Raw genomic sequence first — 12788 nt, 5'->3', positions numbered from 1 at the left:
GTGACGTTCTGCCGCTTCTTCAGCCTCGCTAGCTGCCATCATCTGCCCCATAATCTCATTGCGTCAGTTCAGATGACAAATGGGGCAGGCCATGAAGATCGATGACGTCAGGCGAACCGCCTATTCGATGCCGCTGACCAACCCGTCGTTTCCGCGGGGGCCGTACCGCTTCTTCAACCGAGAATTTTTCGTCATCACCTATCGCACCGACCCCGAGGCGCTCGCCGCTGTCGTGCCCGAGCCGCTCGAAGTCGCGGAGGCCGTCGTCAAATACGAATTCATCCGCATGCCTGATTCAACCGGCTTCGGTGATTACACCGAGACCGGCCAGGTCATTCCGGTCCGCTTCAAGGGCGAAGAGGGCATCTACGTTCATTCGATGTACCTGGACGACGAGGGACCGATCGCCGGCGGCCGCGAACTCTGGGGATTTCCAAAGAAACTGGCGAAGCCGAAAATCGCCGTCGAGAGCGATGTGCTGGTCGGCACGCTGCATTACGGCTCGGTGCTGTGCGTCTCCGCCACCATGGGCTACAAGCATCGCGCGGTCGATCACGACGCGGTGCTGAAAGGGATGAAGGCGCCGAACTTCATGCTCAAGATCATCCCGCATGTCGACGGTAGCCCACGGATTTGCGAGCTGGTGCGCTATTATCTCGAAGACATCACGCTGAAAGAGGCATGGACTGGCCCGGCGGCGCTCGGCCTGTTCCCACATGCGCTCGCCGACGTCGCCCGGCTCCCGGTGCACGAAGTGGTCTCCGCGCTGCATTTCAAGGCCGACCTGACGCTTGGCCTGGGAACGGTGGCGTTCGACTACATGGCAAGGTAAGGGGCGAGCGGCTTACCTGGCGATCACTGCGCGCCCCTCAGCGTGCAGGCGGTTGAGCAGGTCGTCACAACGCCGCGCTCGCAGGCGATGCACACCGCGACGCACTGCTTCTTGTCCTTGGGATTGTACTGGCTGTAGAGCTTGCGCGCGCAATTGTCGATCGAGCCCGTCACCTCGGCATAGCTGTTGCTCTCAGGCGTGCACGCGGCCAAGGCCGCGGCCGACAGGATGATGGCAATGATGACGCGCATGTTGGTTGCTCCAACCGGAGCCGCCGCGCGGATAAAGCGGCGACGGCCATGGGCCCTCGCAGGAATTCACCCTTCAGGATGGCGCGATCGAGTTAATCGAGGGTTACGGGGAACTGCAGTTCCCGTGGGTAGTTCTACGCCGGGCGAGGCGATGTGCGCTGCAGCGGGAACTGCAGCGCGCAGGTCGCGGTGTCACCGCACCAGCACGTTCCTGAATTGCCAGGGGTCCGACGTGTCGATGTCTTCCGGGAACAGGCCCGGACGGTCGGTGAGCGGCGTCCAGTCGGTGTAGAAACCCTTCACCGGGCCGAGATACGGCATCTGGATTTCCAGCAGACGATCGAAATCCATTTCGTCGGCTTCGACGATGCCTTCGTTCGGGTTTTCCAGCGCCCACACCATGCCGCCGAGCACGGCGGAGGTCACCTGCAGGCCGGTGGCGTTCTGATAGGGCGCGAGCTTGCGGGTCTCTTCGATGGAGAGCTGCGAGCCGTACCAGTAGGCATTGTTGTCATGGCCGAACAGCAGCACGCCGAGTTCGTCGATGCCATCGACGATTTCGTTCTCATCGAGGATGTGGTGCTTTTCCTGCATCTTCGCGGCGCGGCCGAACATTTCATGCAGCGACAGCACGGCATCGTCAGCCGGATGATAGGCATAGTGGCAGGTCGGCCGATAGATCGCCGTGCCCGATGCGTCACGCACCGTGAAGTAATCGGAGATCGAGATCGACTCATTGTGGGTGACGAGGAAGCCATACTGCGCGCCGCGGGTCGGGCACCAGGTGCGCACGCGCGTGTTGGCGCCGGGCTGCATCAGATAGATGGCGGCGCCGCAGCCGGCTTCGTGGGTACGCGCATTTTCGGGCATCCATTTTTCATGGGTGCCCCAACCGAGTTCGGACGGCTGTACGCCTTCCGACAGGAAACCTTCCACCGACCAGGTGTTGACGAAGACATCAGGCTCTTTCGGCGACTTCGAACGCTGGGTGTCGCGTTCGGCGATGTGGATGCCCTTGACGCCAGCCTGCCGCATCAAGTCAGCCCATTCGGCTTTGGTCTTCGGCCTGGGGGCATTGAGCTTCAGATCAGCGGCGACATTGAGCAGCGCCTGCTTGACGAAAAAGGAGACCATGCCGGGATTGGCGCCACAGCAGGAGACGGCCGTCGTCGAGCCCGCGGGACGCGCCTTCTTGGCGGCCAGCGTCACTTCGCGAAGGGCGTAGTTGGAGCGTGCTTCCGGGCCCTTCGACGAATCGAAATAGAAGCCGAGCCAGGGCTCGTTGACGGTGTCGATATAGAGAGCGCCGAGTTCGTTGCAGAGCTCCATGATGTCGGTAGAGCCGGTATCGACCGAGAGATTGACGCAAAAACCCTGGCCGCCGCCTTCGGTGAGCAGCGGGGTCAGCACCTCGCGATAATTGTCCCTGGTCAGGCCCTTCTGGATGAAGCGTACATTGTGCTTTTCGCAAAGTGCCTTGCGGCCCTCGTCCTTGGGATCGAGCACGGTGAAGCGCGACTTGTCGTAATCGAGATGCCGCTCGATCAACGGCAGCGTGCCTTTGCCGATGGAGCCGAAGCCGACCATGACAATGGGGCCGGTAATCTTCGCGTAGATCTGCGAGGCGGGGCTCATGGGATGGTTTCTCCGGAACGTGCTGGTAGACAAATGGTGAGGGGTGGATCAGGCGGTGCGGCGCTTCGCGGTGACTTCGATCTCGATCTTCATCTCGGGCTTGTAGAGCCCCGCGACGACCAGAAGCGTGGTGGCCGGACGTATCTCGCCAAACACTTCGCCGCAGACTGCGAAGAAAGGGTCCGCATCCGCGAGGTCAGTGATGTAGTAGGTCGCGCGGACGATATCGGCCATCGCGAAGCCGCCTTCCTTCAGCGCAGCTTCGATGTTCCTAAAGCAGTTGCGCGCCTGGTTTGTGACATCGACCGGGATGACCATGGTCGTGTAGTCATAGCCGGTGGTGCCGGCGACGAAGGCGAAATCGCCGTCGATGACGGCGCGGCTGTAGCCGGCGGTCTTCTCGAAAGGCGAGCCGGTGGAAATCAGACGACGGGGCATCGGAACCTCGATCTTGGGAACGGTCCGGGGCGGGATGGGCGCGGTTTAAGGGCTTTTCCCCAGCCTGCGCAACCCCTCGCGGGGCTAGCGGGACGGCTGGGTGATGTCGGAGGCCGGCGGCGTAGGCCCGCCCCAGCGGCGCACCAGGATGTCCCTGACGATCATGATCGTGATCATGACCAGCAGGGCCATCGTGATAGCGCCGCGCGAGCGTGGGCGCGCATCTCGGGCAAGGCTCGCAGCCATGGCCTTCAGGCCGCGCGCGGCACGAGCAGGGCCTTCGCCTTCCGGCCGCGGACTGCCTTCGTTTTCGGCAGCGGCGCGCCGGTGGCGGTAATCATGCCCCAGGCGCCGTCGAGCGCGCCGTCGCAAAACTCCAGGCCGAGCAGCCGGTCGCGCTCGAACGCGCCTGGCAGCGACAGCTCGCCGGTCTTCGCGGCCGAGAAGCCGAAGCGGGCGTAATAGGGCGCGTCGCCCAGCAGGATTACCGCGCGATGGCCACGCGCCTTCGCCGCCGCGAGCGCGTGGTCCATCAGCGCAGCCCCGACGCCGAGCTGGCGGGAGGAACCCTCCACCGCCAGCGGGCCGAGCATGAGCGCCGGGATGCCCCCGGCGCTGACGTGCCACAACCGAACGGTCCCGACCAGCCGGCCCTCCGCCACGGCCGACAGGCTGAGGCCTTCGGCGGGCGCGCGTCCGTCGCGCAGGCGCTGGCAGGAGCGCGTATGGCGGGTGTCGCCAAAGCAGGCATCCAGCAGCGCTTCACGCGCGGCGACGTCCGAGGTTCGCTCCGCACGGATCGCGAACGGAGCAGCCTTGGGGTTAAGGGCGATCTTGGTCTTCCGCAAAGCAGTCATGGCACGTCAGTCCCCGCTCGCAACGGCAAGGCTGCCGCGCAAAGCGTTGTCAAAAATTCGCAAATGACGGGGAGGGAGCCGGCGCACCGGCTCCCGTTATTCAAGCCTCAAACGAGGCCGATCAGATGTGGTAGGTCCGCAGCGGCGGGATGCCGTTGAACGCCACCGACGAGTAGGTCGACGTATAGGCCCCGGTGCCTTCGATCAGCAGCTTGTCGCCGATCTCGAGCGTCACCGGAAGCGGATACGGCATCTTCTCGTACAGCACGTCGGCGCTATCGCAGGTCGGACCTGCGAGCACGCACGGCGTCATGTCCGCGCCGTCATGCGGCGTGCGGATGGCGTAACGGATCGACTCGTCCATCGTCTCGGCGAGACCGCCGAACTTGCCGATGTCGAGATACACCCAGCGCACCTCGTCCTCGTCGCTCTTCTTGGAGATCAGAACGACTTCGGTCTCGATGATCCCGGCATTTCCGACCATGCCGCGGCCCGGCTCGATGATCGTCTCTGGGATCTGGTTGCCGAAATGCTTGCGCAGCGCACGGAAGATCGACCGGCCGTATTGCAGGACCGGAGGAACATCCTTGAGGTACCTGGTCGGGAAGCCGCCGCCCATGTTGACCATGGACAGGCTGATCCCGCGCTCTGCGCAGTCCCGGAACACCGTCGAGGCCATCGCCAGCGCGCGGTCCCACGCCTTCACCTTGCGCTGCTGCGAGCCGACATGGAACGAGATGCCGCACGGCTCCAGGCCCAGACGCTTGGCGAGGTCGAGCACCTCGACCGCCATCTCCGGGTCGCAGCCGAACTTGCGCGACAGCGGCCACTCGGCGCCGGCGCAGTCATAGAGGATGCGGCAGAACACCTTGGCGCCGGGGGCGGCGCGGGCGATCTTCTCGACCTCGGCGGCGCAGTCGACCGCGAACAGGCGAATGCCGAGCGCGAAGGCGCGCGCGATGTCACGCTCCTTTTTGATCGTATTGCCATAGGAGATGCGGTCCGGCGTCGCACCCGCGGCCAGCGCCATTTCGATCTCGGCGACGGTTGCGGTGTCGAAGCAGGAGCCCAGGGAGGCGAGCAGCGACAGCACCTCGGGCGCAGGATTCGCCTTCACCGCGTAGAACACGCGGCTGTCCGGCAGCGCCTTCGCAAAGGTCTGGTAGTTGTCGCGCACGACTTCGAGGTCGACAACGAGGCACGGCTCGGTGTCCTGGCCCTCGCTGCGGCGGTTGCGCAGGAATTCCTGAATACGTTCGGTCATGGCACTCTCCCAAACGGCCCAGCGACGGGCGCGTTCAAACAGTTCTCGGACCTGAGCGCTTGGCCTTGCCGCACGATGGAGACGCGACAAAGCCTCGAACTCGAGGACCGAATTGTGCTGCCGTGGATTGGTTGGGAGATTTCCCGCCCGCTCACCTGGCAATGAAGGACAAGCCTTTTCAGTAGCCCGCGCCGGCGGTGGAGTGCCGGTAGAGACCAAAAAAGCCCGATCCGTCGTTGCTTTAAGTCGCGTCCCCCGTTGAGAGCGGAGTACGCCGGTTCGCCTCCGGCTGCCAGTCACGGTTGCAAGGAGTGGTGAGACCTTCAACGGCATCCCTGGAGAGAGATGCTGGCCGCCTGTTAAGCGACCCTCGGTTCTTCCATCCCTTGGCGGCTGTCCGGCCTCTTGTCCGGATACCTACCGACTGACACACGACCACAGGCACGTGCGAAATTGGGCAAGGCTGGAAATAAGTCTTTTGAATCGGCTTCGCAACAATTTTTTTAGGGTGGGGACAAATTTCGCGCGCGTGTGATTACGAAAGCGTTCGCGGTGTGCGCCGCTGACGACAAACATGAATGGACGTTAAGATTTCTCGCCAGGCGTTGAGCGCTGTAACGCCTGTGCCGCAGCGGTTTCTTGAATGCGCGTCAGCCGCGCCTGAAGAACGGCTCGATGCGTTGCGCGGCGCGGATGAACGCCACCATGATCAGCACGCCGATACCGAACAGCACAGCCTGCAGGATGTGCGCTGAGGTGTCGTTGAGGCCGAACAGGATCGCGAGCGCCCAGCCGCCGGCAAACGCCGCGCCGAACACTTCCGCGCCGATCAGGATCGCCGCCGAGATGACGGTGATGACGCTCGGCCAGACGATCTGGCGGGAGGATGTGGAAGCGGGCTGTGGGCTCATGGAAAAAGGTCCTGTTCAGGGGGCGCAATCTCTCCGAAAAGGCCCCATCTATCAAGCGTAAAAGGCCCAAAAATGCCTCATCGCGTGATATAGATTGCCGCATCTTCTGGAGCGTTTTCGAGCGAAATCGGTACCGGTTTGCGTCAAGAAAACGAGGCAAAAACGGGAATTGTGATGTCAGAAACCCTGCATACGGCGGCCCCCTCGGAAGCTGGCGAAAACCCGCTGCTCCGGCCGTGGCAGACGCCGTTCGAGACGCCGCCCTTTGCCGAAATCGAGCCGGAGCACTTCCTGCCCGCCTTCGAGCAGGCCTTTGCCGACCATGCCGCCGAGATCGCGGCGATCACCCATGATCCGTCGGCGCCGGACTTCGCCAACACCATCACGGCGCTGGAACGCTCGGGCAAGCTGCTCTCCAAGGTCGCAGCCGTGTTCTACGACCTGGTCTCGGCGCACTCCAATCCGGCGATCCTGGAGATCGACAAGGAAGTCTCCTTGCGGATGGCGCGGCACTGGAACCCGATCATGATGAACGCGGTGCTGTTCGGCCGCATCGCGCTCTTGCATGAGAACCGCGCCACGCTCGGCCTGACCGGCGAGCAGAACCGGCTCCTGGAGCGCACCTACACCAATTTCTACCGCGCCGGCGCCGGTCTCGACGAGGCCGCCAAGAAGCGCCGGGCCGAGATCAACGAGCGGCTGGCCCAGCTCGGCACCTCTTTCAGCCACCATTTGCTCGGCGACGAGCAGGACTGGTTCATGGAGCTCGGCGAGGACGACCGCGGCGGCCTTCCCGAAGCCTTCGTCGCCGCGGCCAAGGCGGCGGCCGAAGAGCGGGGCATGGCGGGCAAGGCGATCGTCACGCTGTCACGTTCGTCGGTCGAGCCGTTCCTGAAGAGCTCCTCCCGCCGCGACCTGCGCGAGAAGGTCTACAAGGCCTTCACCGCCCGTGGCGACAACGGTAACGCCAACGACAACAACGCCACCATCGTGGAGATCCTGGAGCTCCGCGAGGAGGCCGCCAAGCTCATGGGCTTTCCGACCTACGCCGCCTACCGGCTGGAGGATTCCATGGCCAAGACGCCGGACGCCGTCCGCGGCCTGCTGGAGCGGGTCTGGCAACCGGCCCGGGCGCGCGCGCTCGCCGACCGCGACGCGCTGCAGGCGCTGATCGCGGAGGAGGGCGGCAACTTCGCCCTCGCGCCGTGGGACTGGCGCTACTACGCCGAAATCCTGCGGCAGCGGAAAGCCGATTTCGACGACGCCGCCATCAAGCCCTACCTGGTGCTCGACCACATGATCGAGGCCGCCTTCGACTGCGCCACCCGCCTGTTCGGGATCACCTTTGCCGAGCGCAAGGACATCCCGGTCTGGCATCCGGACGTCCGGGTCTGGGAAGTCAAGGACGCCGACGGCAAGCACAAGGCGCTGTTCTATGGCGACTACTTCGCCCGGCCCTCAAAGCGCTCCGGCGCCTGGATGACCTCGCTGCGCGACCAGCAGAAGCTCGACGGCGAGATCGCCCCCTTGATCATCAACGTCTGCAACTTCTCCAAGGGCTCGGACGGCCAGCCGTCGCTGCTGTCGCCCGACGACGCGCGCACCCTGTTCCACGAGTTCGGCCACGGCCTGCACGGCATGCTGTCCAACGTGACCTATCCCTCGCTGTCGGGCACGTCAGTGTTTACCGACTTCGTCGAGCTGCCCTCGCAGCTCTATGAGCACTGGCAGGAGCAGCCGCAGGTGCTGCGGCAGTTCGCCAAACACTATCAGTCCGGCGAGCCACTGCCGGACGACCTGCTGCAGCGTTTCCTCGCCGCGCGAAAATTCAACCAGGGCTTTGCCACCGTGGAGTTCGTCTCCTCGGCGCTGATCGACCTCGAATTCCACACCCAGCCGGCCGCGGCCAGCCGCGACGTCGCGGCCTTCGAGAAGGCCGAGTTGGAGAAGATCGGCATGCCCGCGGAAATCGCGCTGCGGCACCGGCCCACGCAATTCGGCCATATCTTCTCCGGCGATCACTATGCGTCCGGCTATTACAGCTACATGTGGTCGGAGGTGATGGACGCCGACGCATTCGGCGCCTTCGAGGAAGCCGGCGACATCTTCGATCCCGCCACCGCCAAGCGCCTGCACGACGACATCTATTCGTCGGGCGGCTCGCGCAACCCCGAGGACGCCTATGTCGCGTTCCGCGGCCGCGAGCCGGAGGCGGATGCCCTGTTGCGCCGGCGCGGACTGCTCGAAACAACGCCGGCGGCCTGATTGGCCGGCGTCGCCTCCACGAGTCGTCCCTGCCTTGTGCGCAATTGCGCACTTGGCGCAGGGACCCATAACCCCTGGTGTTCGTTGTGAAGGAAAAGCCTTTGCCACACTGTCAAACAGAGAAGACACGGCGTATGGGTTCCCGCGCCTTGTGCGCAAATCGCGCACGAGGCAGGGGCGACGTGTTGCGTGTAGTGTTCGGTTTGTTGGGCGCGATCGTCGCGTTGTCGCTCGGCACGGTCGCGGCCGAGGCCCATCCCCATGTCTGGATCACCGCCAAAAGCGAGGTGGTCTACGCGCCCGACGGCGCGATGACGGGCGTGCGCCACGCCTGGACTTTTGACGACATGTTCTCGACCTACGCGCTGCAGGGCATCGAGACCAAGACCAAGGGCGTCTACACCCGCGAGGAACTGGCGCCGCTGGCGCAGACCAATGTCGAGTCGCTGAAGGATTTCGCCTACTTCACCTTCGCCAAGGGCGACGGCAAGAAGGAGAAGTTCAACGAGCCTGTCGACTACTACCTCGAATACAAGGACAGCGCGTTGACGCTGCATTTCCTGCTGCCGCTGAAGGCGCCGGTGACGCCAAAGCAGCTGGCGCTGGAGGTGTTCGATCCCTCTTATTTCATCGACTTCAAGTTCGACGACAAGGACCCCATCAAACTGGTTGGCGCGCCGGCCGCCTGTCAGATGAAATTCCAGCGGCCGACCGACGAGACCGCGAACACCCAGCGGCTGAACGAGCAGAACTTCATGAACGGCGACAATTCCAATTACGGGGCGATGTTCGCCAACAAGATCACGGTGAACTGCCCGTGAAGTCGTTGCTTGCAAGGTTCGCACGGGGCGAGACAACCAGAGTCCTGGCGATCACGGCCGCGGCGCTCGCGGCCGTTGTGGTGTTCGACGCCGCCTGGCACGCGCTGATGGCGCAGAATCCGTTCGGCGGACCGCGGCCCGCGGCCGAGCCGCAGGTCGGCGGCGTGATCGGATGGATTTTGGCCAAGCAGTCCGAATTCTATCGCGAGATGTCCGCCACGATACGCGCGGCGAAATCGGACGGCAGCGCGGTCTGGACGCTGCTCGGGATCTCGTTTGCGTATGGGATTTTCCACGCCGCCGGCCCCGGCCACGGCAAGGCGGTGATCTCGTCCTATCTCGTTGCCAACGAGGAGACCGCACGGCGCGGCATCGTGCTGTCGTTCGCCTCGGCGTTCCTGCAGGCGCTGGTCGCGGTGGCGATCGTGGCCGTGTTCGCCTGGCTGCTTTCCTCCACCGCCAAGACGATGTGCTCCGCGGAAAAGGCGATCGAGATTGTCAGCTACGGCCTGATCGCCGCCTTAGGTGCCCGGCTGGTCTGGACCAAGGGCGGCGGTTTTATGCGCGCGCTCCAGGCGAAGCCGGCCCCGGCGATGGCGGTGGCCACGGCCGGTCATCACGATCACCATGATCACGGGCATGCGCATCATCATCATGACCATGCCCATCATCATCACGACCATGGGCATGACCACGGCCACGCCCATGTTCATGACGAGCATTGCGGCCATTCGCACGGGCCGACCCCGGATCAGCTCGCCGGCCCCGGCGGCTGGCGGCGCGGCCTTGGGACGATCTTTGCGGTGGGCATGCGGCCGTGCTCGGGCGCCATTCTGGTGCTGGTGTTCTCGCTGGCGCAGGGCCTGTTTTTAGCCGGCATCGCCGCCACCTTCGTGATGGGGCTCGGGACTGCGATCACGGTGGCGACCATTGCGATCATCGCCGTATCCGCCAAGGGTCTCGCCCGCCGGCTCAGCGCCGGCCGCGAGGGCGGCGGCGCGCTGATCATGCGCGGCATCGAATTCGGCGCCGCCGGCCTGGTGCTGCTGTTCGGCCTCGGCCTGTTGTTCGGCTACCTCGCCGCCGAACGCGCGACGTGTTTGTGACCGGTAGCCCGGATGAACGAAGCGACATCCGGGGCCCGCCCCGCTACGATGCGCGTCGCGAGGAAGTAGAATGGAGCATTCAGGTAGATACTTAGAAGATCTACGAGTCGCGGGTGGCATTGCAAGGCGGATGACGTTTGACCTTGTAATAGCTCTTGATTTCTACGATGGGCCGGAGAGTGGATTCGCTTTTCATTCCTCGGGCGAAGGGCTAAGATTTTCGGTGGTCGCAGAGTCAAAGGTTCGGTTGTTCAGGGCCTTTACCTTTACCCTGCTTTGCGGAAATTGGGCGGAGATGATCGAGAAAGTGATCGACACTTCGCTTCCATCTGCGACTAATCGGATGGTCTTTGCTTCTGAAACTGATGACGGAATATCAGCACTGGTTGCTTCAGTGCGCGAGGCGAAAGAGCAGTCTTGCTACATTGGAGTTGGAGGTGCCTATCTCGACAGTCTCGCAATAGCGGCTATTTCGAAGGCCGATTTGGACAATCTATTGGGTTCGAAGCATTGCGGAAACTATGCTGCAATTCACCGTTATATTAAGGCAGTGCGTCGGGGCGGATTAGTGACCCGTTCGTCGTAACTTAAAGCGCGAAGGCGGAAGCGCAATCTGCCATCTCGCTTGCATGGCGCCGGATTACGCTAATTCGCCGTCCAGCTTTATGAAACAGGTTCGGTGAGCTATGCAGGAGGAGGTCGAAAACGTCGCAGGAAACATAATGTCACGCGAGCAATTCTGGTTCTTCCACCCGTTCCGGGTACGCTATTCCGAAATCGACGGCCAGGGTGTCGTCTTCAACGCGCACTATTTGACCTATTTCGACACCACCATCACCGAATATTTTCGCGCGCTCGGTTATGATCAATACGCCGATGCCAAGGAGAGCGGCGTCGATTTCCACGTCGTGAAATCCGTCATCGAATACAAGGCGCCCGTTCGGTTCGACTGGGAGCTCGACGTCGGCGCGCGCGTGGCGCGGATCGGCAATTCGAGCCTGAGCTTCGAACTCGCGATCTTCCTCAAAGGCGGCAATGAGGCGCTGGTGACCGGCGAGATCGTCTGGGTCAACACCGACCAGAAGACGCATCGCCCGGTCCCGATATCGAAGGAGATCAGGGATTTGATCGCGACGCGGGAGCGGCATTTGGTGGCGTGAGATTTGCGTCGTATGAGCGCGACTATATCCACGTCATTGCGAGTGCAGCGAAGCGAGGAAGGCACGAAGCTGATCAGCACCCGGACCCACACTCGATGAAGCCTATCGGCTCTGGGCGATCAAGCAGCAAGCAAAGCCCGCCGACCTGCTTGACGAGTAGTGCTATCGACCGTCGCGCGCGGGGTCAGCGCAGCAACGCACCGCGATGTACCCGAACAACTATAATCTCGGCGAGCGGCTCAGGCTGTCTGTCGAATAGAACTTATGCCTGAAGAACAGATCCAGCTTCACGGGTTCGCCAGTATCTCGCCAGAACAGTCTTTGACCGAGGCTGGCCGCTACCGCGAGGCGATGGTGGCCGCCGATTAGAGTATGATCATCCGTTGCTTTGGCGATGACCTCGCCGGCTTCGTCAACGATGGTTTTCATGCGCCGCCTCCAATGCAACGCGCCGGTCAGCGCAGCCGCGAAGGTACGTAAGCTATCTAACCTCGTGCCGGCTACGGCGTTCCAATTCGACATGCCACGTCGAATGTCCTTGTGTACGATGTGGTGCATAATTCGGCGCGAGGTGATGATCTTCATCCCGAGCGGTCGCGCAGTCCCGGCTCGCGGGGGGCACTTCCAAAGGATCCGGACCCTGCCCTTGGCAACGTGCCCGATGGCCCCTTGCAAGGGTTCCTTCACCTTGATCCAGGGAACACCCGAACAGGCTATAGCCGGGGCTCGCTTCGCGTTTAAAGATCAGACCGCTGCTGGGGGCCAAACGGAGATATCCGATGGGTGTGGCAGGCTTGCGCTTCGCGCATGTGAAGAGAACTCTCCGCGTCCGGGCGGTCCTTGTCGGGCTGCTGCAAGAGCTGCCGTTTATCTGCCCGGTGGTGGTTGCAGTCGGCTCGATGGTCATGATCGTAATCGAACTCTTCAAAGACTTGCCGCAGTGAGGCGATCCGACCCCAAGGCACGCGCTCAACATCTACCGAATTATCTCGATGTGAATGGTGCCAGCCGTAAGGTGGGCAAACGCGATAGCGCCGTGCCTACCATTCCATCACCGATCGAGCCTCTTGATGGTGGGCACGCGGAGCCTCTCATCGGGCGCGCATTCGCCCGATCCGTTGGCTTTGCCCACCCTTCTGTAACGGGCCTCGATTAGTCAATCCCTTTGCGTTGTCCGCCCGCCGGGGTCTTGCTTCTGTACGGGGTCGGCGCAGGGCCGCCACCTGATGGGGTTGGAAGAGGATAGGT

General features: G+C 63.0%; 14 protein-coding genes. 7 read left to right on the top strand and 7 right to left on the bottom strand.

Annotation, left to right across the window (positions count from 1 at the left end; all coding sequences use genetic code 11):
• Positions 1 to 91: 91 nt before the first annotated feature.
• Positions 92 to 832: an acetoacetate decarboxylase gene (locus tag AC0QUY_RS31250; RefSeq protein ID WP_161849904.1), complete on the top strand. Its 741-nt coding sequence runs from the start codon at positions 92 to 94 to the stop codon at positions 830 to 832.
• Positions 833 to 855: 23 nt separating this feature from the next.
• Here the strand turns inward: AC0QUY_RS31250 and AC0QUY_RS31245 are convergent, their stop codons facing one another.
• The 6 genes from AC0QUY_RS31245 to AC0QUY_RS31220 form a co-directional block, all read right to left on the bottom strand.
• Positions 856 to 1083, bottom strand: a complete 228-nt coding sequence (locus tag AC0QUY_RS31245; protein ID WP_475390083.1) for a hypothetical protein — start codon at positions 1081 to 1083, stop codon at positions 856 to 858.
• A 192-nt stretch (positions 1084 to 1275) separates the two neighbouring features.
• Positions 1276 to 2718: a homospermidine synthase gene (locus tag AC0QUY_RS31240; RefSeq protein ID WP_475390082.1), complete on the bottom strand. Its 1443-nt coding sequence runs from the start codon at positions 2716 to 2718 to the stop codon at positions 1276 to 1278.
• A gap of 48 nt (positions 2719 to 2766) precedes the next feature.
• Positions 2767 to 3156, bottom strand: coding sequence for a RidA family protein (locus tag AC0QUY_RS31235; RefSeq protein WP_161849900.1), 390 nt, complete (start codon positions 3154 to 3156; stop codon positions 2767 to 2769).
• Between the two features lie 251 nt (positions 3157 to 3407).
• Positions 3408 to 4013: a GNAT family N-acetyltransferase gene (locus AC0QUY_RS31230; RefSeq protein WP_161849899.1), complete on the bottom strand. Its 606-nt coding sequence runs from the start codon at positions 4011 to 4013 to the stop codon at positions 3408 to 3410.
• A 121-nt stretch (positions 4014 to 4134) separates the two neighbouring features.
• Positions 4135 to 5277: a type III PLP-dependent enzyme gene (locus AC0QUY_RS31225; RefSeq protein ID WP_475390081.1), complete on the bottom strand. Its 1143-nt coding sequence runs from the start codon at positions 5275 to 5277 to the stop codon at positions 4135 to 4137.
• 650 nt (positions 5278 to 5927) lie between these two features.
• Positions 5928 to 6188 (bottom strand): hypothetical protein, encoded by a 261-nt coding sequence (locus AC0QUY_RS31220; RefSeq protein ID WP_161849897.1) that lies wholly within the window; start codon positions 6186 to 6188, stop codon positions 5928 to 5930.
• A gap of 174 nt (positions 6189 to 6362) precedes the next feature.
• Between AC0QUY_RS31220 and AC0QUY_RS31215 the strand changes: the two genes are divergently transcribed.
• The 5 genes from AC0QUY_RS31215 to AC0QUY_RS31195 all read left to right on the top strand — a co-directional run bounded on the left by AC0QUY_RS31215 (position 6363) and on the right by AC0QUY_RS31195 (position 11540).
• Positions 6363 to 8453 carry a M3 family metallopeptidase gene (locus AC0QUY_RS31215; RefSeq protein WP_475390079.1) on the top strand — a complete coding sequence of 697 codons (2091 nt, stop codon included), beginning with the start codon at positions 6363 to 6365 and terminating at the stop codon, positions 8451 to 8453.
• A gap of 185 nt (positions 8454 to 8638) precedes the next feature.
• A complete protein-coding gene (locus AC0QUY_RS31210; RefSeq protein ID WP_475390132.1) occupies positions 8639 to 9274 on the top strand; it encodes a DUF1007 family protein in 636 nt (211 codons plus the stop codon).
• On the top strand, positions 9271 to 10380 hold the full coding sequence (locus tag AC0QUY_RS31205) for a nickel/cobalt transporter (protein WP_475390078.1): 1110 nt from the start codon (positions 9271 to 9273) through the stop codon (positions 10378 to 10380). Before AC0QUY_RS31210 ends, AC0QUY_RS31205 begins: the two co-directional genes overlap by 4 nt.
• Positions 10381 to 10450: 70 nt before the next feature.
• Complete coding sequence (locus AC0QUY_RS31200; RefSeq protein ID WP_475390075.1) at positions 10451 to 10966, top strand: hypothetical protein; 516 nt, start codon at positions 10451 to 10453, stop codon at positions 10964 to 10966.
• A gap of 136 nt (positions 10967 to 11102) precedes the next feature.
• The gene (locus AC0QUY_RS31195; protein ID WP_475390074.1) at positions 11103 to 11540 is read left to right on the top strand and encodes an acyl-CoA thioesterase; all 438 of its coding nucleotides are present in this window, start codon (positions 11103 to 11105) and stop codon (positions 11538 to 11540) included.
• Between the two features lie 219 nt (positions 11541 to 11759).
• Here the strand turns inward: AC0QUY_RS31195 and AC0QUY_RS31190 are convergent, their stop codons facing one another.
• Positions 11760 to 12125: a hypothetical protein gene (locus tag AC0QUY_RS31190; protein ID WP_475390073.1), complete on the bottom strand. Its 366-nt coding sequence runs from the start codon at positions 12123 to 12125 to the stop codon at positions 11760 to 11762.
• A 194-nt stretch (positions 12126 to 12319) separates the two neighbouring features.
• Between AC0QUY_RS31190 and AC0QUY_RS31185 the strand changes: the two genes are divergently transcribed.
• Positions 12320 to 12484 carry a hypothetical protein gene (locus tag AC0QUY_RS31185; protein ID WP_202639171.1) on the top strand — a complete coding sequence of 55 codons (165 nt, stop codon included), beginning with the start codon at positions 12320 to 12322 and terminating at the stop codon, positions 12482 to 12484.
• Positions 12485 to 12788 lie beyond the last annotated feature (304 nt).

The organism is Bradyrhizobium sp. WYCCWR15520, assembly GCF_056174665.1.
The sequence above is the reverse complement of the archived record's forward strand: the minus strand, read 5'-3'. Positions and strand labels throughout refer to the sequence as shown.